Raw genomic sequence first — 20,715 nt, 5'->3', positions numbered from 1 at the left:
GTAATGACTGATAGCTTACTAATCGTTTTTTGAAGCAAACTTAAAGCAACGAGACACCTCGATGTATCTCGCCAAACAGCAGTGATGGTGAAGTCAGGTTACACTTCGCTGTTTGATTTGGCAGTCTGACGATTCACCAATCGCGTCATCATCCGGATATCCTTACTGGTCAGATTTAAAGCCGCATCCGCCCAGATATTGGCTATTGCTACAAGCTCTTCATAGCTCACGGTGTTACATAAATCTTTAATACGTGACATCGCTTTATAGCTGTTTGGAGATTTTTTGGCGGCTTTAATGTATTTGTATAAAGCCAGCTCACCTTCACCTTTTTCGGCCAGAATATCGATCGCGCCCATTTCATAAAGCTCATCTGCGGTATATAAAGCACCCGACAGAATCATTTTTTCAGCATTGGCCGCCCCGACTTTTCGGGATAACAATGTATAAGCCCCCATTCCCGGGAACAGATTAAACAACACTTCTGGCAGACCCAACTTCACGCCTCGCTCAGCAATAATAATATTACTCGATAATGCCGCTTCAAACCCACCTCCCAATGCATCACCCTGAATCAGACTGACGGTGGTCAGGTCACAATCAAAATGGAACATATTGTCGTAGAGGATATCAACACAATGAATGGCATAGGCCAGCAATGCTTCACGGTCACGTTTTTCAATTAGTGAGGTAAACAGGTTTAAATCACCGCCCAGATTAAACACACCATCAACACTGGAACCAACGACCAGATAATCATATTTTTCATGATTACTCTGTTGCATCTCAGCTTTTACATTCGCCAGATAATCCGAAAGTTCATTCAGCAAGGTAGGGGTAAAACATGGCCTGGGAGCGGCATTCATCATGAACCAGCCAATCTTATAGGTCGGGTCATAATAGGTATTCAGATGTTGATATTGCTTTCCTTGATTCTGGTCAAGACCAGCCTCGTTCTCATCTCTGAGTTTAACAACAGCGTTCATCATTTTCTCCTTAAAAGGGCTTGGGCTGCCAATCAACAAGTGACTGATATTTGTCACTAAAATGTTTCAATTAAGGATTAGCACGAACTGTGCCGTTAATCACAAAAATTATTCAGCAGATGAAACTATCTGCATCAAGGTTTTTAAATGCGCCACACTGGCCTTGGCATTACCTGTCAGGTTGTAGCCCCCTTCCAGTACCGAAACGAGTCTGCCATCACAGTGCTGTTTGGCAAGTCGCATCATGATCTCCGTCAGTTGGATAAAGCCCTGATCGGAAACTTTATAACATCCCAACAAATCGTCTTCCCGACTATCAAACCCGGCTGATATCAGAATCAAATCGGGGTTAAATTCAGTTACCGCTGGAATCAGTTTTTCTTCGAATGCAGCGATGATTTCTGCATCCCCGGAACCACAGGGCAAATGCACATTTATATTAAAGCCCTTGCCGGAACCAGTGCCGGTTTTCTCTGGTGACCCCGTACCAGGATAAGCTTCGGCGTCATGCGTTGAAAAAAACAATACCGAGGGATCATGATAAAAAGCCCATTCAGTGCCATTTCCATGGTGATAATCCCAGTCCACAATTAAAATTCGTTTTAACTTATAGCGTTTTTGAGCATATCTTGCCGCTATAGCAACATGATTGTAATAGCAGAACCCTTCTTCCTTTCCGGTGTTGGTTGCGTGATGCCCTGGTGGCCTTGAAGCACAAAAAGCATTATCCAGCAAACCTTTACAGACCGCGTCAACCGCTACCAGTACGCCTCCTGTGGCCAACATTGCAGCTTGATGCGCTTCGGGATCGTGACGTTTTATTGACGCTACATGATTGGCTGAATGAATAAGCGATAATTCAGATTCAATATTGCTTTTGGGTTTTAACAATGTGACCTTGGATAGCAGCTCACTGACTTCCAGCTCATCCCGCAAACGCTCATATCTTGCAGGAGACTCTGGGTGTTGAGGCATAATATGATGTTTGGCAAAACCAGGATCCAACACCAGACCCGTCAATGCCGTTTGGCTTATTGCTGAAGTTTTGCTGCTAACGGTACTTAATAAACCGAGTTTTAATAAATCCCTACGCTGCATATCTGATATCCCGAACTGGCTTCAATCTCAGCTATTTTTAGAAAATGATACAACTTCGCTTCACCATACATTCCTACTGCTACTTCTTTTAAAAGCGTTTTTTCTAATACCGGATTTACGACGCTATCATTAATGACATGTAATCATTTCAATTTACTGTGATTTCCAGTTTTCGTACACAATTTATATCGTATTTCTCAGACTCAACGCATCAGGATATGGCTGCAGATAGGCCTGTTTGGCAATATATGCATCTGGATGATTATTGAAATGATGTTTTAATAATGTGATCGGCACTATCAGTGGTAACTCTGCCGTACGGTAACGGTTAATAATGTCGGCAAGTTCCTGCTTCTCAGAGCTTGAGAGCTTTTTCTTTAGATAGCCTTGCAAATGCATTAATACATTTGTATGTGTTTTCCGGGAGGCAATTTTTGATAAAACCGTCATAAGCTCAGTGAAATAACGTTCTGCCAGAGTTTCGATCTCATGATTTCCAGCATCAGCCAGCATCCGTCCAAGTTCAGCATAGTATGTCGGTGAATGAGCCATTAAGGAATATTTATAACGTGAATGAAAGCTGATCAATTTATGGTGGGTTAACCCACTGCGAACCAGTTGCTGCCAGTCATAATAGGCGAACACCCGAGTGATAAAATTTTCGCGTAATAATGGATCATTCAATCTGCCGGATTCTTCCATTGGCATCAATGGATGGGCTTTCTTTAATGCATCAGCATATAACCCTCGTCCTGTTTCAGCCGCCGGATAACCATTACCCTGATACACCTTGACTCGAAACAACCCACAACTCGGTGAGTTTTTCATAAAAATATAACCACATAAATCATTGTGTTCATGGGCTTTTTGCTGGCCAAAAGCCGTCAACTTTTCTGTGTAATTCAAATTATAATCATGCACGGCTACTGCCTGTGGTGCATCCACATCACCAACCAGACGAATGGGTTTGCGAGGAATTCCCATACCAATACCCACTTCAGGACATTCCGCAACAAAATCAAAAAAACGCGACAAACTGTCGGTACATAGACGCATATGTTTATGTCCGCCATCAAATCGCACGGATTCCCCCAGTAAACAGCTACTGATTCCGACTTTAATTCCCATCAATTACTCGTTAAATACTAAATATTTGGTTTTATCTTTACTCAGGGTCTGTCGATGTTTCCCAGCCCTTTGGGTTGTGACTATTTTTCCGTCCTACGGTGTTGGAAATGACTTATGTAGAACACCTACATCGCATCATTTCCGCCTTGTTGGCCGAAAAAAATAGCCTCCAGCAGTGGTGGTTATGAAAAATCAGCAGGCCCTTGGTAAACTTTGCCAGCTGTTATGACTCTATACAAGGAATAATCATAACTATTCAAAGGAATTTATCATGGCGGCTTTTTTAATAACCGGTGCTACAGGACTCATCGGCCAAGCGCTGTGTCAAAGACTTTTAAACAATGGCGAGACTGTTTTTGCATTAAGTCGTAATTGTCAGAAAGCAGCCAAAATACTTGGTTCCCAGGTGCAGTGTTTCGAATCCGTCGATTCAATACCGCTAGATCATCATATCGATGTAGTCATTAATCTGGCCGGTGCACCGATTGTTGATAAACGCTGGACCGATGCCCGTAAGCAAATATTATTGAAAAGCCGGGTCGACTATACACGGAACCTGATAGATAAATTGTCCAAACGCTCCAGCCTCCCCCATAGTTTTATCAGTGGCTCAGCAGTAGGCTGGTATGGAAACCAGGACGATACGATTGTTACCGAAAGTAGTAGTTTCAAACCAGAGTTCAGTCATGAATTATGCGAACAATGGGAACAAGCCGCTTTGTCTGCAGAATCTCTTGGAATCCGGGTCGCTATCGTTCGCACTGGATTAGTAGTGGCACCAAATGGTGGTTTTCTGAGCAAAATGACGCTGCCCTTCAAAATGGGATTGGGTGGACCAATAAGTGACGGCCAGCAATATATGCCATGGATTCATCTCGATGATATCTGTCGGTTATTTTTATTTCTGGCTGAAAATCGTTCGCTTACAGGTGTTTATAATGGCGCAGCTCCTCGACCTGTTACCAATCAGCAATTCAGCAAAGCACTTGCCCAAGCGCTAAACCGTCCGGCTTTCTTTCGAGTGCCGTCCAGTGTTTTGAAAGCATCTATGGGAGAAATGGCTGATTTATTACTGGGCGGGCAACGTGCAATCCCGGAAAAAGCTCAAGCTGCCGGCTTTGAATTTCTCTATACTGATATCCAGAGTGCGCTTAACGACGTACTTAAATCTTCTGACTCAAAATAATAATTATTATGACGCAACGTGCCGTTTTATTAGTAAATCTAGGTTCACCGGATCAGCCTGATACACCCTCCGTAAGGCGCTACTTAAATCAGTTTCTGATGGACCCCTATGTTATTCAACTACCCTGGTTGCTAAGGCGCTTTATTGTCAGTGCCTTTGTTCTGCCTAGCCGCCCAAAAGCCTCTGCTGAAGCTTATCGGAGTGTATGGACCGATACTGGCTCACCGTTGATTGTATTATCTGAAAAATTACATAAAGCTGTTCAACAGCAGGTTGATATGCCGGTAGAGCTGGCTATGCGATATGGAAACCCCAGTATTGAAGCGGGTTTGCTAAAGCTTGCCAGGATTGATGGCGTTAAAGAGATTTTCTTCGTTCCTTTGTATCCGCATTTTGCTGATAGCACCGTAACCACCTGTATTGAAATGGCCAAACAGGTCATCGCCAAGCATAAACTGGATATTGTCTTAACGATCAAACCACCTTTCTATCAGGAAGAAGGTTATATCAATGCATTGGTTGAGCAAACCCGTCCTTATTTGATGGAAGAACATGACCATTTGCTCTTCAGCTATCATGGCTTACCAGAATCGCACATTTTGAAACGTGACCCTAGTGGCCAACATTGTCTGCAACAGGCTGATTGTTGCAGTAAGCCACATGTGGCTCATGCCACTTGTTACCGACATCAGGTTATGACGACCACAGCTGCTTTTGCCGAAAAAGCCCAACTCAATCCGGACAATTACTCAGTCGCTTTTCAGTCCCGACTGGGCCGAGCCAAATGGCTGGGGCCTAACACTGAAGATCGTTTGATTGAACTGGCACAAAACGGCACAAAAAACGTGCTGGTCATGTGTCCTGCATTTGTGACGGACTGCCTGGAAACGCTTGAAGAAATTGCGATTAGAGCTGAGGAAGTGTTTATCGAGGCAGGTGGTCGTTCATTAAAATTGATACCATGCCTTAACGATGATCCAGTATGGGTTGATCTGTTAGCCCAGTGGTGTGAAACGCCTTAGGGCTTATTAATTTTTCATATCCACCTAGGATCAGACACGTCCAATTAGTGGTTGACGAACAACTGCACTGGTATATTCACCACCCGGACCATAAGCACTCGACTCTGGATCACGTCCTCGAAGAACGGAGATAGCGCGCTGCAGATACTGACGGTTAATACTGACGATGCCGCCATTTACCTGATTTTTTTGCTGGCAGACTTTGGCAACTGCTTTTAGATTTTTTATCAACAGCGTTAACGCCAATGCGTCATCTTCCGTTTGATTATCAATGAACGCTTCAAGGCCTTGTTTACCGGTAGGGAAGCCTGTAGAAATTAATACCGCATCACGTTGACGGCTAAACTGTTCGAGCTTCATGATTAACGGCTGTTTTTTATTGTTGATATCGGTAATGGTCACGATATCCGATAGAGCAAGGGCTTGACGCTCCGCGACTAGTAACTCGGCTAACTGTTTGGCAATATTGAGTTCAGACTGTAAAACGCTGTGCAATTGTTGTCCGGGTGACATAGCCATGGGAGGGTTCCTTTTTTATAGGTTACCCTCAAAATCAATCATGTTCCGTGCCAACTTTTGACTATCAACCTGATAGCTTCCATCTTCAATAGCCGCACGTAAAGCAGCCACTTTTTGTTCATCCACCACAGGCAAAGCGGCAATTTCCTGTTGCAGAGATTGCAGTTGTGTTGCCGTGGTTGTCAAACTGATCTTGTCTGTTGAGCTATTACCACTCGATTTGACCTGATTTGATACGTTTTCTGTACGTTTATCTTCAACATTGACGTTTCGCGTCGAGTTGATTCCACCACCCTGTGTTGGTGGTTTTATATTATTAATATCCGACATAAAAATGTCTCCATATTGGTTCTATAATGTTTATCGGATCGAATTGAAAAAACTTTAATATAATGTGATTCGATCCAGAGTTTTCTTCACATTGTAACGCGTACCACCCCTGGACCATCTACTACACCTTCGACCACTCTCTCTGAGGAGAGGTTTTTCACACGAACGCGATCCCCCAGGCTGGCATCAGACATCGCTGTGCCCTGCATTCTGACTTCCATTGTTCCTGCACTAGCCACCAGAACAATTGACTCACCTCTTTTTACGATATTCAGCGGCCGCAAATGATTTTTCTGAATAACGGTGCCCAAGCCCAGTGAATATTTCGCTTGCTGTCCCACCACAGCGGCAATATTTGCCATATAGCCTTGCCGAAGCTTGCCAATATCATGCTGTTCAATCCGCAAATCCTGTTCTGTTAAAACATGGTTCGCTGAAACGGGCCGGGCAATCACCACCATGGGTCGCATTACTTTGATTTGCAAGGGGATATAAACTGTCCAGGCCACAGGCTCCTGACAACGCACACCCACGGTCACATTACCGGCAGTTGCAATATTGCGATTACTGAATGCCTCCAGCCCTTTTTCACAATGCTGCAAGCGTAACCGTTTATCTAATGGTGTCACACTAACCTGGGGATTGTTAAATCGTGTCTGCGCCTGGGCTAAAGTATAAGTGAATGCGGTGTGCTCCACATCAGCCAAAGATTGTAAATTGTCAGCCTGGGCAGTAAGTGTCAACAAATTGACACTTAACACTAAACATACACTACATAATAATTTATACATCAAAATCCTCCGGCAATATGCACGGCAAATGAACTCACTTTGATGACCTGCAAATTTCATTCCGATAATTACGGTTCAGAAATGAACGTTACTGCCGTTATACTCTTGCAGTAATCAGGAGAAATTTATGGCAAGCATGATCGATGGTATTGACCAACGCACTCAACTAGCCGGTCAGAACCGGTTAGAGCTCTTATTGTTCAAGCTGGGAGGCACCCAGCGTTACGGTATAAATGTATTTAAGGTCCGCGAGGCTATTGCTTGTCCTCCGTTAACGCAAATGCCACATTCACACCCAGTCGTTCGGGGTGCCGCGCGCATCCGTGATAAAACCATCAGTATCTTTGATTTATCTCAGGGTATAGGCAAAAGGCCCGTCGTGAATCCTCATGAGCATTTTGTCATTATCACTGAATATAATCGCAACGTGCAGGGCTTTCTTGTCAGTGAGGTGGATCGCATCGTCAACGTCAGTTGGAAAGATATCTTGCCTCCTCCCAGTGCTTCAGGTTCATCGCATTACATGACTGCAGTCACCAAAATTGACAATGAACTGATCCAGATAATTGACGTGGAAAAAGTCATGTCAGAAGTATTGGGCATTGATGACACGGTTTCAGCTGATTTGGTGACTCGTTTTGCAGAAGCCAATGCTGACCATAAACATCACATTCTTGTGGCAGATGACTCCAGTGTTGCCCGCAATCAGATACGTCGCACCATGGAGCAGATTGGAGTCAGTTGTACCATCGTAAATGATGGCAAACAGGCATTGGATCAATTAAAAGCATGGGCGGCCGAGGGCATTGATGTCAGCAAGCATATCGCTATGTTGATTTCCGATATTGAAATGCCAGAAATGGATGGTTACACCCTTACAACGGCTATCCGCCAAGACCCAAATCTGAAAGATATTCGTATTTTGCTGCATACCTCAATGAGTGGCACCTTTAACAATGCATTAGTTGAAAAGGTTGGCGCCGATAAATTTATTGCCAAATTCGCCCCCGATGATCTCGCAATCACCGTTCAAGCGTTACTGGAAGAATGGCGGGATAAGGATAAGGCCGCAGCAGAGTAAGGTTGTACACATATAAAAAAGCCCCGTTTAAGGGGCTTTTTTATGACTTCCAAAATAGCGGCTTACGGACCAAAACCACCGGCAGGCATTGGAATAACCTGATCCTTTTCGGTCACCATATCGGCCTTGGCACGCATCAGGTTGTTGCCAACAAACCCACCCAAGCGATAAACCCAGGGTTCAACTTTGTCATTAATTTCTGCAACTTCCTGCTGTACTTGCTCAGGCGTTTTTAACACATCAAGGCTTGCTATGGCTTCCGGTACTTCAGGCACAGCATCCGGGGCATATTCAGCTTTGAACGTGGAAAAGTAAAAACCATCATTAAACGATGTCTGAGCAATCACCTTTAAGCCATCATAAGTAAGAAATTCTGCTCTAACAATCTCAGCATCACCACGGGAAAAGCCATCAACTGGCTGAACATCTTCCAGACGCATTTGGAATAATGACCCGGCAATATCATAGCCAAGCTGTTCATAACGAAATACGGTATCTTCACGATCTTCCGGCGTGCCAAATTTATCTTTCTGACCTAAGTTCACTAAGGTTGCAGTATCGCCATTTGGCTGAATGATATCTACTCTGGCAACCCGTTCACGTGCAATGTCCATAATCAGCGCATCAATCCAGTTGAGCATCATCGGACTGAACTGAAAGTACCCCTCAACCAGATAACTGCGCTCCTCATTAACTCGGCGCAGATAGAACTGTTGTGGACCAGAGGTGTTCGCACTTAAATCGCGTGCTTCCCCTAGAACCAGACCGGCCACTTCCAGCTGGTCTTTGAATAATTTAATGACAAATGAACTGCCACCATCTTCTGCACCTTCCACGCCCAATACTGGATACAGCTCAGGATCATCCGTTTTCAGCTCAAGAATTCGGGCATCGGCCAAATCAACCAGCATCCTTCTAACCAAATCTTCATCGGCTGGATAGTTATGATAATCCGCAATGAACCATTGCTTATCATCACGGCTCAGGCTGAATTCATCCTGCTCACTTTTAAATGTGATTTTATCCACATCACTTAGCTGTTCAAATAATTCAGGAAACAGTAATGAAAAGTCATCACTGGTATCTTCGGCTTTATATATGGTGATTAACATCCACACCACCATCACCGCAGTGAGGATGGCGAGGATTGAAAGACTATTAAGTTTTTTCAGCATCTGTAGAACCTGTCTGTTCAGTTTGATACAAGCGTCATTTAACGCATGCAGAATTTACGATTGGAAACGGCCTCGAGTACGCTTACGCACTCTTAACCAGCCGGTAATCAGTGCCAGTATGGCCACCACAATCGGAATCAATCCGATATTGATGAACTTGACCAACGTTTCCAACTGATCGATATCTTTACGCAGGTTACCTTTTACCGCCCGCAATTCTAATTCGGTACGATCGGCAATCGCCCTGAATTCAGCAATTTCTTTCTGTTGCTCTGGCGTCATGATTTCGGCACCAGAACCATTCCGCTCCACCTGCATGCGAGCGATACGCTGACGGGTTTGCTGTAATTTGTTTTCAAGTTCGCGTTCTTTCGCCCGGTAGAGTCTCTCAGCTTCACGTTGTAAAGCTTCGACACGGACAAATGGACGAGTGAAACCAGTACGGGAACGTACACTGATCAGTCCCTCAGCGCCTGTTAACTCTTCGATAGCGTTATGTACAAAGTCGATGTTATTGGAGGTATTAAAGGCTAAATCCTCACCATAGAAATCCTGCATAATGACCCAGAAACGATCATCCAGCATATCCACATCAGCAATTGCAATCACATCAATACCATTTTGGGATTCATTCACATGATCAGGCATTTTCACCATCTTGCCACCATCGGCTTTGACACCATCAGGAAACGCCGAACGCGACTTGCCTTGAATACGAACTGCTAACGGATAGCTGATTGTTCCTTGCTGGTACTTAGTTAATAAAGCCACTGGATCATTACGGAACTGCACCACCCTTTTATCCACCAGCATAGCCTCATCACTGGAACTCAATAGAGGGGTTACTTCAGTAGTCTTGTCATCCAGAATTTTAAAATGACCTGCAGTTGCCACATTGAGCTTACGTAACTTTGAAGTTATACGCTGCTCAGAATTCATGTTTTCCTGGGTCAAAGCATTCCACAAGACATATTCAATCGGCTGATTATTACTTTGTGCCCCAAAATCCACTTCCCGAGCTGTTTTTCTATCCGCAACCACATCAGAAGCATCACGTTCAACGCCCCAAGTATTCAGCAACTCAGGCATATTTGAGCTACGGTTTGCGACCATTGCTGCCATCGGGTTATCAGGATCTTTCTCCGGTACATCAACTTCAGCATATGGATCCACAAAGGTAATTAATTTTCCACCCTGCAACACATATTGGTCTATGGCATATAAGGTTTGTTCAGGTAATTCCTTGGGATGCACAACCATTAGCAAATCAACTGATGATGGAATACGACGAATGTCTTCCGGTAAGACCGAAACATTAAACATCTCACGCAATTTACCCATTACCGCCCAGGGTTTAGCACCACCTTCGGTATCCAGCTGTCCTTTAAGGGGATCGTAATCTTCCCCATCAATTGGCAATGAACTCATTACTGCCACATTTTTACGCTCTACGTCAGATAGTTGATAAACCATTCTGGTCAGATCGTATTCCAAAACATCTTCCATTTCCGGTTGAAAGAAACGGATACGTTCCAGACCATCCAGAATATTGGTACCGGCTACACCGAAAAATAGTGGATCCGGCTCACCTTCGATGGGAATCGATTGCAGACCATATTGCTTTGCTCGCTGCTCATGATCGGTGAAAGGTTTTGGATTAATAATTTTGACCTGAATCATGCCGTCTGAGGCGCGTTGATATTCCATCAACAGCTCCTGAACGCGTTGAGCATAGGCTTTCAATGATGGCAAAGCCTGAGCTACCTGCTCGGAATAGTAGAACCTTAACGTTATAGGCTGCTGTAACGAAGACAGAATGTTCAGCGTACCTTCCGATAAGGTATACAGTTTGTCTTCAGTCAAATCGACCCGAGCAGATTTAAAATTGCCATTTACCACAATAATAAAGGCAATAAAAAGAATAACGGCCAGAATCAAACCGGTTTTGGATAATAATTGTTTATTCATTGCTGACTGGTGCTCCTAATCGGCTTTACGTGCATTCACTATCAGGGCGTTGGCAAACAACCAGATAGTGATAAGCGCTGCGAAATACAATATGTCACGTAAATCAATTACCCCTTTGGAAATCGCATCAAAGTGGGTCAGAAAACTGAATGAACTGATCGCATCAACCAGAGGTTGTGGAGCCCAGCTACTAAAGAAATCCAACACAATGCCATAGCCCGCCAGCACAAATATCAGGCTGACAATCAAGCTAAGCACAAACGCAATAACCTGATTTTTAGTGGAGGCTGAAACACAGGAACCAATGGCCAGAAAACCACCCGCCATCAGGAAGCTGCCGATAAAACCGGTAAAAATCACGCCGTTATCTGGATTACCCAGATAATTCACCGTGATCCAAAGCGGGAAATTGAGAATTAATGCCAGACCGGTAAACGCCCACGCAGCAAAGAATTTGCCCAGAACAGCCTCAAATACCGACACCGGCAAGGTCATTAACAGCTCAATCGATCCACTTTTACGTTCTTCGGCCCATAAACGCATCGAAATTGCAGGGATCAACAAAATGTATAACCAGGGATGTAAGGAGAAGAAGGGATATAAATCGGCTTCGCCACGAGCAAAGAAATTGCCCACATAAAACGTCGAAAAACCTGCCAGCAACAAAAATATTATAATGAAAACATAGGCAACCGGGGTGGCGAAGTAACCACCGAATTCACGTTTCATGATGAACCAGATATTCAGCACATTCATCATTTAACTCCTGCAGTTCTAGGCAAAGTAATACTGCGGAAAACCTCATCAAGGCGACCGCTCTCAGCATAAAGCGAAGCAATTTCCCAACCCTGTTCACGAATTTTTTCTGACAGGGCGATAGTGATATGAGCGCTGTCTTTTGGGAACACCCGGATACCGTTACCCGCCATCAATAATTCAGTTTCCGCAACAAAATCCAATTCGGCGACATACTGCAACAGTTTGGTGTTATCAATTTCGTTGACCGACAGTACGACCGCATTGTGGTAGCGTGATTTTTGCTCCAATTCGGCAGGCGTTCCATCAAACACAACTTTACCGCTGGCGATCACCACATTACGTGTACACAAAGCATTTACTTCTTCCAGAATATGCGTTGAGATAATAATGGCTTTATCTTCTGCCATTTCATTGATCAGCGTCCGTACTTCATGCTTTTGATTCGGATCTAAACCGTCAGTCGGTTCATCCATAATCAATACGGGTGGGTTATGCAGAATCGCCTGTGCCAGCCCCACCCGACGTTTGTAACCTTTAGACAAGGTTTCAATCGGTTGATACATCACATTCAGGACTCGAGCACGTTCTGCAGCGGAAGCTACTGCACGTTTTTTAGCCGCTCCGGACAATCCACGAATATCAGCAATAAACTTGAGGAAGCTGTCCGGCGTCATATCAGCATAAGCTGGCGCACCTTCAGGTAAATATCCCAGATTCGCTTTTACCGAAATCGGATCCGTTAAAACATCATAACCACAGACTCTGACTGTACCGCGAGTGGGCGCCAGAAAGCCGGTTATCATCTTCATTGTGGTGGATTTACCTGCGCCGTTCGGGCCCAGAAATCCAAGAACTTCGCCTTTACTGACTGAGAATGTCACACCATCCACAGCCCGTATCTCGCCAAAATGCTTGGCCAGATCTTCTATCTCAACTCTGAGTGTCATACTTAAAGCGTCCCCCGCTTCATCAAAAGCATCTTCAAACCGGCCATTATTCAGCTCAATCAGGCCATACGTCAAGCTTAATACCGTAAACTTTTCAGGAAATTATCCCGCACAATAACGGGAAAGCTCTCCCGGCAGGACTTAGGGTCTGTTTATCTTTCAAAAATAGTGACAGCTTTGAAAAATAAACAGACCCTAAACATTTTTTTGCTGTCAAAAATACGCTATGGTGAAATCTGACAATTAATCTTTCTGGATGTTTTATGCCCGCAAACTCTTTTTTTCAGCGCAGTCGTCAGTTATGGTGGAATTTTATTGATTCCTTCCGCGATCCTGACAGCCGTCGGCAGATATCCAAAGCGCTAATGATAGCGATCGCCGTCATTCTGGTTTTTTTTATCGTCATCATGTTGTGGTGGAGTAATCCACCCAGTGCCTTTGATCCTGAGGTAAACGCTCGCGAAATCGCCAGCGAAAAACAACACGATATGGTCACTGGTTACACATCTACCGCCACCTTGATCACTATTGCCAATACCTTGCTTGATAAGCCGGGTGGTTATTTGACCAACGACGTGATGCCCCCATCCGTGTGGATGGATAATATGCCCAATTGGGAGTTCGGTGTGCTGGTGCAGATTCGTGACTACTCACGATCGCTACGTAACGATATTAGTCGCTCACAATCGCAATCTGCAGAAGATAAAGACCTGATCATTGCCGAACCGCAATTTAATTTCAATTCGGATTCATGGCTGTTTCCTCCCACAGAAAGTGAGTATCGAGACGGCATCAAGGCATTGGAAAGCTATCTGGCCCGTCTGGCGGATCCGCAGCGGGACGAAGCACAGTTTTATGCACGTGCCGATAATCTGGCCGCGTGGCTGGGTATGGCTGAAAAACGCCTGGGTAGTCTCTCACAACGGCTCAGCGCCAGTGTAGGACAAGTTCAGATTAATACCGCATTGGCAGGTGATCCTGAGGCCCATCAATCAACCTTGACTTCACCTGAACGAGTCACCAAAACACCCTGGTTGGAAATAGATGATGTATTTTATGAAGCCCGCGGTTCAATCTGGGCAATGATTCATCTGCTTAAAGCGGCAGAACATGATTTTGCCGATGTCTTGCAAAAGAAAAACGCGCTAATCAGTCTGCGCCAAATCATTCGTGAACTCGAAGCCACTCAGGCTACTGTTTGGAGCCCGATCATTCTTAATGGTAGTGGTTTTGGCCTGTTTGCCAATCATTCATTGGTTATGGCGTCGTATGTTTCCAGAGCCAATGCCGCAATGATTGATCTACGGCGATTACTTGAACAAGGTTAACCAGTAACTGTGGGGGGCTCTTGCAAACAGGTTCCCATGGCACGGTATTCTGAAAACTCAATAGAGGTGTGTTGCAGATAGCGGTAAAAAAAGCGCTTTGACAGGCAAAAGCCGCTTAACTCATTGCCTTTATTCACTATAGTCTTATTTAACTGCAGTTCTGCCATGGGCCTGCCCTTACCCCGGATAGGATTCATTAAACGATGATGAACGCTCTGCCAAAAGGGTTAATGTGGCCAGTCGTAATGATTCAAAATCAGGAAGCTGGCAAAGAGGCTCATCAACATCGACAACCTGACAATATGTCCACAATCGATAGACTAATAAATAAAAAAACTTCTCACCCACACAGCCTTTAGCCACTCCTAGATAGCATTTGGAAAAACACGTTTACTCCCATCGATATATATGATGGAATATATTGATTTTTTTCTGTCGAGATATTTCATGATGAAACGGTTATTTATTCTGTTATTTCTCAGCTTACTGCTGAGCACTACGGTTCATGCCGAACAATTGCTCAAACTCTCTACAACAACGAGCACCGATAACACTGGCTTGTTAGCTTTATTAAATAAAGCTTTTACCGAATCTACTGATATTAATGTTGCGGTAATTGCGGTTGGCACCGGCCAGGCATTGAAGCTTGGTGCTAATGGCGATGTCGATGTGGCATTAGTGCACGCCCCAAAAGCTGAGCTTGAATATGTCGAGGAGGGTTATTTCATTGATCGTCGCTACGTCATGTATAACGACTTTGTATTAGTTGGTCCAGTGAATGATCCTGCGGGGATTACTTTCGCTAAAACCATCACTGAAGCCATGCAAAAAATTGCTCAATCAGGTAGTCGCTTTGTTTCCAGAGGAGATGATTCCGGTACCCATAAAAAAGAACTCCAACTCTGGAAAACTGCCGATATCAATCCCTCTGGCGACTGGTATGTGCAAGCCGGTCAAGGTATGGGGGCGGTACTGAAAATCGCCGATGAAATGTCGGGTTATGCCTTAACAGATCGGGGTACACAGATAGCCTATCAGGAAAAAATGCAGTTAAAACTGCTGTTTGAAGGCGATGCAAAGTTATCCAATCCATACCACATTATGGCGGTTAATCCCGAAAAACACCCTCATGTTCAAACAGACATGGCAAAGCAGTACATTGATTTTGTGACAGGTGAATCTGGTAAGCAGATTATCGATAGCTTCATGGTGAATAATCAGCAATTGTTTTTCACCGCACTACCTGAAACCGAATAATCCTTACCAGATAAACAAAAAAGCCGCTGTTAGCTCAAGATAACAGCGGCTTTTCTATACAGTTTTTAACTGAATATCTGAATTAGAATGCCCACTGACTGCGAACCTGGAATACATCAGGTTCCTGGCCATCAAACGTTCCGCCATCGACATCCAGGACATGCACATAATTGGCTGAGAAACGTAACATCGGCACTGGATACCAGTTCAGCCCCAAGGTCATTGAATCTGCTTCACCACCTTCAATCGCACCATCATTGAAATCCAGCGAGCTATAACGCATCGCGACTTCCCATGCACCAATACCACCGTCACCAACTCTGCGATCGGGTTTTATTCCTCCAAACACGCCGTTTTTATATGGACGCGATTCACCGGTAAGGAAATAGCTGCTTTGAAGATACCAGCCATCAAAGTCAGCATCGCTGATATTGTCACGTTCCACGGATGTACGGATATATTCTGCCTGAGCGGTAAACGGTCCCATGACAGTGGCAAATTCCAGACCGGTTTTCAGCATCGTGTCGGCATTGGTTAATGTAGAAGTATCCACAATGCGCACACCAGAGACACCCGATTCGGGAGCTTGACTGAAACGTACCTCATTACTAGGTTGCAAATCGCGATAATTCAAACCCAGACCAATATGTACGACTTTACCAGGTTCATTGACCGGAGACAGGGTTCCACGCGAACTCCAGCCCCAGCCTTCATCCTCAGCACCACCAGTATTTCCGACAGTATCGCCAAATAAACCGGCCGCCAAAGTCCAATACTGACTGTTACGAGCTCCCATCAATCCCATATGTCGTCCAGCATTAAACGCAGTGGGTAATGCCCGCTCCATAAACATGGTGTTGTTGGCGCTGATCATATAATCAAGACTGAATGGATCTTTGAAATGACCCGCCATAATTTGGTAGTTTTCAAAACCATCATATGAAATAAAGGCATCGGTAATACTGTCGTTATCAAACTCGTATTCCAGCTTATAACCCCAATCGCGATACAGCTCACCGGAGATATACAAACGGGCACGACGAATATCAGTTCCATCTCCCATATCAGGTGAACCACCGTAAGCGGCGGCATCAACCTGTAGCCGTCCACCAACTTTTGTAGAAAACTGACCATCTCGGGTTTTTAGTGATAAACCGCCATTAGTAGATATTTCAATATCTGAGGGTTTGGTTGCTTCAGCCAGCTTTTCATTTATCTCTGCTTTTTCCTGCTCTTTAGTGGCTTTGTTTTCAGCAAGCTCACCCATCAGCCGGCCGTACTGTTCATCAGTAACCATGCCATTTTCATGCAGCATATTAATCAATGTTTCCAGTTCCGATGCCTGAACCGAAAAGCTGAGAGACAGGCCGATGGCAGCTGTCAGCAGGTGTTTTTTGAATAGCATAAGTTTGTTCCTTTTTTATGGTCGAAAATTTTCTGTAATATTATCGACATATTTGGAACCAGCATTAATATTTCTTATCCAAGAAAATAGTAATCTTTTGCTATTGTGATGAAGTTCTAATTTATCAAAAACCCTGCACAAAAATTAGCGATTAACCCCGTCTTTAAACATTTTTTCCAACTCTTAGTTAGCTGTTTTGTTAATGGTGAAACGCTGGGCATTACAGATTTTATTAATTTAATCTCCAGATAATTATGTAACTTCGAAAATCACTTATCGTAATTGTAATATTTCAGCTAAAACGCCCATTGGCTGCGTACCAGAAAAATACGCGGTTCTTGTCCTGCATTTGGTCCACCATCAACATTCAGAACATTAATGTAATTGGCAGAAAATCGTAGCATTGGCACCGGATACCAATTCAGACCAAAAGTGAGACTGTCTATTTCGCCACCAATAATATCTTCATCGGTTAAATCCAGTGTGCTGTATCGCGCAACCAGTTCCCAAGCTCCGAAACCGCCCTCGCCCACAAGATGATTTGGATACGGACTACCGAAATCACCATTTTCATAATTCAACGAATCATCGGTCAGGAAAAAACCGCTTTGAATATGCCCCCCAGAAAATCCAACATCCTGCCACACTGTTCGACGTACATCGGTCACCATGTACTCAGCTTGAGCAGACCAGCGATTTCGTACTGCTGCCCATTCCACTCCGCTTCGGATATAGGTTCGAGCTCCAGGAATAATGCCGGTATCAACAATATCAAAACCGGCCACCCGGGCTTCGGGCTGCTCATCAAATCTCAATGTCGCCTGATCATTTAAATGCCGGTAAAAAGATGCCAATCCAAAATGTAAAACCTTATTGTTATGATTGATGGGTGAAATCGTGAGGCGTGCACCAACCCCCCAACCCTCATCATTTCGTTCGCGCTGTTCATTGGCATCATCACCAAAAACCCCAGCGGCGGCACTCCAATGCTGACGCTTGGTATCGGCCATCAAACCGATATAACGATCCCCACCAAATGCTCCAAGTAGGCTGCGTTCAATCAACTGAGAATTGGCCGAACTGCTGCGATATTGCAGGCCTAAAGGAATTTCCATAAGCCCCATTCTTAAACGAGCTTGAGGAAAACCGGTGTAACCAATATACGAATCTTTTAATTCACCGCCATCCGTGAAATCGTAATCTACCTTGTATATCCAATCACTGAATATCCGGCCAGACCAGGCGAGGCGAGCACGACGAATATTGGTTCCATCGGCAATTTGAGGCGCACCATCATAATCGGCGGCATCGATCATTAAACGCCCCCGCAGGCGGGTTTCAAATTGACCATCAGTCGTTCTAACGCGAAGCCCACCTTTAGTGGTGACTTCCACTTCAGGCGGCTGAGTGGCTAATTCAAGTTTTTCGGTTATTTCCTGTTTTTCTTTTGCCGTTTTCTGTTGGTTCTGCTCCAGCTCAGCCAACAAATGACCATACTGTTCTTCGCTGACCATGCCATTCTCATGCAGCATATCAATCAATAAACGCAATTCAGATGCGTGGCTCGCCATGGGTAATACGAGAAATAAAACAAACAGCAGTTTTGAAACAAAATTGGACATTGAATAACTCAGCGTTAGGTTGCGGGCTTCGAGAAAATCATTACCCGAGCACATAGGAAAAAATCCTATTTCTCAGTTTAGGCAACGGTTGCTGAATTCAAACTTAATTTTGTGAATAAAGAAGTGGATTGAAGAATTTTTTCTTTATATAGAACGTTGCCAGTGACCTGATTTTCCACCAGCTTTTTCCTGCAGACAGACGTCGGAGATCACCATGCCGCGATCGACCGCTTTACACATATCGTAGATAGTCAGCAACGCAACCTGTACCGAGGTAAGTGCTTCCATTTCCACACCGGTTTGGCCCGATGTAGCGACTTCAGCCTGACAATTTACAGCATTATTGGCTGCATCAATTTCAAATTCGACTGTGACTTTGCTTAATGCCAGCGGATGACATAGCGGAATTAAATCCGAGGTACGTTTGGCCGCCATAATGCCGGCGATGCGGGCAATGCCCAACACATCCCCTTTTTTATGATTGCCCTGCTCAATCAGTTTCAGCGTTTCCGGCAACATGATAATCCTTCCGCTGGCGACGGCCTTGCGCTGCGTCACTGCCTTATCACCGACATCGACCATGTGTGCTTCGCCAGCCTGATTAAAATGCGTTAATTCTGCCATTTTGGGTGTTATCCTTATGTTTTGATCCAGGAAACAATTAACCAGATGTCTATTCAAGTCAAATTTTTTGCCAGCCTGCGAGAAAGTCTGGGACAGAGTGAGACCACAGTAGAACAGGCTTCCACTGTGACCGAGGTTTGGGATTTGGCGACGCAATCAGCCACGCCACCAAACAACCTACTGGTCGCCGTCAATCTTGACTATGCCAATATGCAAAGTCAGGTGAATGATGGTGATGAAGTCGCTTTCTTCCCCCCCGTCACCGGAGGTTAATCATGGCCACGCATATTCTCGATGAAGACTTTCAGCCTTATCAATGGCTCAGTGAGTTTTCCCAGCAGATGCCTGCAGGCAGAGATGGTGCAGCTGCCAGCTTTATCGGAACCATGCGTGATTATAACGATGATGCCACCGTCAGAACCATGACGCTGGAACATTATCCCGCCATGACTCAACGTTATCTCGAACAATTAGAAAAACAGGCTAAAACCGACTGGCCATTAAATGATTGCCTTATCGTGCATCGCGTCGGCGAAGTATTTCCCGGTGAAGCAATTGTATTAATCGGTTGCTGGTCGGCCCATCGCCGTGCGGCTTTGGATGCATGCAACTGGCTAATCGAAGAGCTGAAATATAAAGCGCCGTTTTGGAAAAAAGAACAGAACCAGAGTGGCGAACGCTGGGTAGAGTCCAATACTGATGGTTTATAGGTACTGACAATGATTACAGGAATGTATGCCGCTTTGGCCGCTCTGATGATTGTCGCCCTAGCACGAAAAGTCATTAGTCTGCGGCGGCAACATAAAGTAGCTTTAGGCGATGGTGGCCAACAGGATTTACTTGCTGCAATTCGTGCTCATGCCAATGCTGTGGAATATCTACCGATTGGTTTGCTGTTGTTATTACTATTAGAACTCAGTCAGGGCCCCGCCTGGCTAATTCATTTACTGGGCAGCCTGTTTATTATTGGTCGACTGATTCATGCCAATGGCGTCAGCAAAGCCATCATTACTCGCCGGATTATTGGTATGCAATTCACCATCTGGCTGCTGATAATTATGGCAGTGTTGAATCTGTTGGCTTTTGTCGGTATTCAATTACCGGGCTGAGTCGTCGTCATCCAATCCCAACTCTGACCAAATCGCATCAACCCGAGCGACAATCGCCGGATCTTTCTCAATCGGTCTACCCCACTCGCGGTTAGTTTCGCCAGGCAATTTATTGGTAGCATCCATGCCCATTTTTGAGCCAAGACCTGATACCGGTGAAGCAAAATCCAGATAATCAATCGGCGTATTTTCAATTAAAACCGTATCGCGCGCCGGATCCATTCGCGTGGTAATGGCCCAGATCACATCCTGCCAATCACGCACGTTCACATCATCATCGACAACGATCACGAATTTTGTATACATAAACTGCCTTAAACGCGACCAAACCCCCATCATCACTCGCTTGGCATGACCGGCATATTGTTTTTTCATGCTGA

General features: G+C 44.7%; 23 protein-coding genes and 1 pseudogene. 8 read left to right on the top strand and 16 right to left on the bottom strand.

The window, feature by feature from the left end:
- Positions 1–98 precede the first annotated feature (98 nt).
- The 3 genes from B3182_RS00575 to B3182_RS00565 form a co-directional block, all read right to left on the bottom strand.
- On the bottom strand, positions 99–989 hold the full coding sequence (locus B3182_RS00575; protein WP_292411629.1) for a crotonase/enoyl-CoA hydratase family protein: 891 nt from the start codon (positions 987–989) through the stop codon (positions 99–101).
- Positions 990–1,094: 105 nt separating this feature from the next.
- Entirely contained in the window at positions 1,095–2,084 is a 990-nt protein-coding gene (locus tag B3182_RS00570) for a histone deacetylase family protein (RefSeq protein ID WP_292356387.1), read from the bottom strand.
- A gap of 183 nt (positions 2,085–2,267) precedes the next feature.
- Positions 2,268–3,212, bottom strand: coding sequence for a YbgA family protein (locus B3182_RS00565; RefSeq protein ID WP_292356389.1), 945 nt, complete (start codon positions 3,210–3,212; stop codon positions 2,268–2,270).
- A gap of 271 nt (positions 3,213–3,483) precedes the next feature.
- Here B3182_RS00565 and B3182_RS00560 point away from each other — a divergent pair, with 271 nt between their 5' ends.
- Positions 3,484–4,398: a TIGR01777 family oxidoreductase gene (locus B3182_RS00560; protein ID WP_292356391.1), complete on the top strand. Its 915-nt coding sequence runs from the start codon at positions 3,484–3,486 to the stop codon at positions 4,396–4,398.
- An 8-nt stretch (positions 4,399–4,406) separates the two neighbouring features.
- On the top strand, positions 4,407–5,420 hold the full coding sequence (gene hemH / locus B3182_RS00555; RefSeq protein ID WP_292356393.1) for a ferrochelatase: 1,014 nt from the start codon (positions 4,407–4,409) through the stop codon (positions 5,418–5,420).
- Positions 5,421–5,450: 30 nt separating this feature from the next.
- Here the strand turns inward: hemH and B3182_RS00550 are convergent, their stop codons facing one another.
- The 3 genes from B3182_RS00550 to flgA all read right to left on the bottom strand — a co-directional run bounded on the left by B3182_RS00550 (position 5,451) and on the right by flgA (position 7,060).
- Positions 5,451–5,939 (bottom strand): flagella synthesis protein FlgN, encoded by a 489-nt coding sequence (locus tag B3182_RS00550; RefSeq protein WP_292356395.1) that lies wholly within the window; start codon positions 5,937–5,939, stop codon positions 5,451–5,453.
- Between the two features lie 15 nt (positions 5,940–5,954).
- A complete protein-coding gene (gene flgM, locus B3182_RS00545; RefSeq protein WP_292356397.1) occupies positions 5,955–6,269 on the bottom strand; it encodes a flagellar biosynthesis anti-sigma factor FlgM in 315 nt (104 codons plus the stop codon).
- Positions 6,270–6,355: 86 nt separating this feature from the next.
- Positions 6,356–7,060, bottom strand: a complete 705-nt coding sequence (flgA, locus tag B3182_RS00540) for a flagellar basal body P-ring formation chaperone FlgA (RefSeq protein WP_292356398.1) — start codon at positions 7,058–7,060, stop codon at positions 6,356–6,358.
- Between the two features lie 127 nt (positions 7,061–7,187).
- Between flgA and B3182_RS00535 the strand changes: the two genes are divergently transcribed.
- The gene (locus B3182_RS00535) at positions 7,188–8,141 is read left to right on the top strand and encodes a chemotaxis protein CheV (protein WP_292356400.1); all 954 of its coding nucleotides are present in this window, start codon (positions 7,188–7,190) and stop codon (positions 8,139–8,141) included.
- A gap of 62 nt (positions 8,142–8,203) precedes the next feature.
- On the opposite strand, the gene B3182_RS00530 is transcribed toward B3182_RS00535, so the two are convergent.
- Genes B3182_RS00530 through B3182_RS00515 form a run of 4 tightly spaced genes read right to left on the bottom strand, consistent with a single transcriptional unit; the run spans position 8,204 to position 12,990 of the window.
- Complete coding sequence (locus B3182_RS00530) at positions 8,204–9,316, bottom strand: DUF4340 domain-containing protein (RefSeq protein WP_292356402.1); 1,113 nt, start codon at positions 9,314–9,316, stop codon at positions 8,204–8,206.
- A gap of 54 nt (positions 9,317–9,370) precedes the next feature.
- Positions 9,371–11,284 carry a Gldg family protein gene (locus tag B3182_RS00525; RefSeq protein ID WP_292356404.1) on the bottom strand — a complete coding sequence of 638 codons (1,914 nt, stop codon included), beginning with the start codon at positions 11,282–11,284 and terminating at the stop codon, positions 9,371–9,373.
- A gap of 15 nt (positions 11,285–11,299) precedes the next feature.
- Positions 11,300–12,040, bottom strand: a complete 741-nt coding sequence (locus B3182_RS00520; protein WP_292356405.1) for an ABC transporter permease subunit — start codon at positions 12,038–12,040, stop codon at positions 11,300–11,302.
- Complete coding sequence (locus B3182_RS00515) at positions 12,040–12,990, bottom strand: ABC transporter ATP-binding protein (RefSeq protein ID WP_292356711.1); 951 nt, start codon at positions 12,988–12,990, stop codon at positions 12,040–12,042. The genes B3182_RS00520 and B3182_RS00515 overlap by 1 nt, the downstream gene beginning before the upstream one ends.
- Before the next feature lie 263 nt (positions 12,991–13,253).
- On the opposite strand from B3182_RS00515, the gene B3182_RS00510 reads away from it, so the two are divergent.
- Positions 13,254–14,318: a DUF2333 family protein gene (locus B3182_RS00510; RefSeq protein ID WP_292356407.1), complete on the top strand. Its 1,065-nt coding sequence runs from the start codon at positions 13,254–13,256 to the stop codon at positions 14,316–14,318.
- On the opposite strand, the gene B3182_RS00505 is transcribed toward B3182_RS00510, so the two are convergent.
- Positions 14,315–14,485, bottom strand: coding sequence for a hypothetical protein (locus B3182_RS00505; protein WP_292356409.1), 171 nt, complete (start codon positions 14,483–14,485; stop codon positions 14,315–14,317). The genes B3182_RS00510 and B3182_RS00505 overlap by 4 nt on opposite strands.
- A 10-nt stretch (positions 14,486–14,495) precedes the next feature.
- Positions 14,496–14,666: a hypothetical protein gene (locus B3182_RS00500; protein ID WP_292356411.1), complete on the bottom strand. Its 171-nt coding sequence runs from the start codon at positions 14,664–14,666 to the stop codon at positions 14,496–14,498.
- A gap of 99 nt (positions 14,667–14,765) precedes the next feature.
- On the opposite strand from B3182_RS00500, the gene B3182_RS00495 reads away from it, so the two are divergent.
- Complete coding sequence (locus tag B3182_RS00495) at positions 14,766–15,575, top strand: substrate-binding domain-containing protein (protein WP_292411630.1); 810 nt, start codon at positions 14,766–14,768, stop codon at positions 15,573–15,575.
- Between the two features lie 82 nt (positions 15,576–15,657).
- On the opposite strand, the gene B3182_RS00490 is transcribed toward B3182_RS00495, so the two are convergent.
- From B3182_RS00490 to moaC, 3 genes are all read right to left on the bottom strand, one after another.
- Entirely contained in the window at positions 15,658–16,980 is a 1,323-nt protein-coding gene (locus B3182_RS00490; protein ID WP_292356415.1) for an OprO/OprP family phosphate-selective porin, read from the bottom strand.
- A gap of 296 nt (positions 16,981–17,276) precedes the next feature.
- The gene (locus B3182_RS00485; protein WP_292356417.1) at positions 17,277–18,656 is read right to left on the bottom strand and encodes a porin; all 1,380 of its coding nucleotides are present in this window, start codon (positions 18,654–18,656) and stop codon (positions 17,277–17,279) included.
- 90 nt (positions 18,657–18,746) lie between these two features.
- On the bottom strand, positions 18,747–19,226 hold the full coding sequence (gene moaC / locus B3182_RS00480) for a cyclic pyranopterin monophosphate synthase MoaC (protein WP_292356419.1): 480 nt from the start codon (positions 19,224–19,226) through the stop codon (positions 18,747–18,749).
- 45 nt (positions 19,227–19,271) lie between these two features.
- Here moaC and moaD point away from each other — a divergent pair, with 45 nt between their 5' ends.
- The 3 genes from moaD to B3182_RS00465 are packed head-to-tail and all read left to right on the top strand — an operon-like array spanning position 19,272 to position 20,335.
- Positions 19,272–19,499, top strand: coding sequence for a molybdopterin converting factor subunit 1 (moaD, locus tag B3182_RS00475; protein WP_292356421.1), 228 nt, complete (start codon positions 19,272–19,274; stop codon positions 19,497–19,499).
- Positions 19,500–19,501: 2 nt separating this feature from the next.
- Positions 19,502–19,936 carry a molybdenum cofactor biosynthesis protein MoaE gene (locus B3182_RS00470; protein ID WP_136554095.1) on the top strand — a complete coding sequence of 145 codons (435 nt, stop codon included), beginning with the start codon at positions 19,502–19,504 and terminating at the stop codon, positions 19,934–19,936.
- 9 nt (positions 19,937–19,945) lie between these two features.
- On the top strand, positions 19,946–20,335 hold the full coding sequence (locus B3182_RS00465; protein WP_292356426.1) for an MAPEG family protein: 390 nt from the start codon (positions 19,946–19,948) through the stop codon (positions 20,333–20,335).
- Here the strand turns inward: B3182_RS00465 and B3182_RS00460 are convergent.
- Positions 20,324–20,715 (bottom strand): annotated as a pseudogene (locus B3182_RS00460) (UbiD family decarboxylase domain-containing protein); the annotation flags it as partial. The gene B3182_RS00465 and the pseudogene B3182_RS00460 overlap by 12 nt on opposite strands.

The organism is Methylophaga sp. UBA4204 (assembly GCF_002379485.1).
Lineage (GTDB): Bacteria > Pseudomonadota > Gammaproteobacteria > Nitrosococcales > Methylophagaceae > Methylophaga.
Note: the sequence above shows the minus strand (reverse complement) of the source record. Positions and strands in the feature narration are given on the sequence as shown.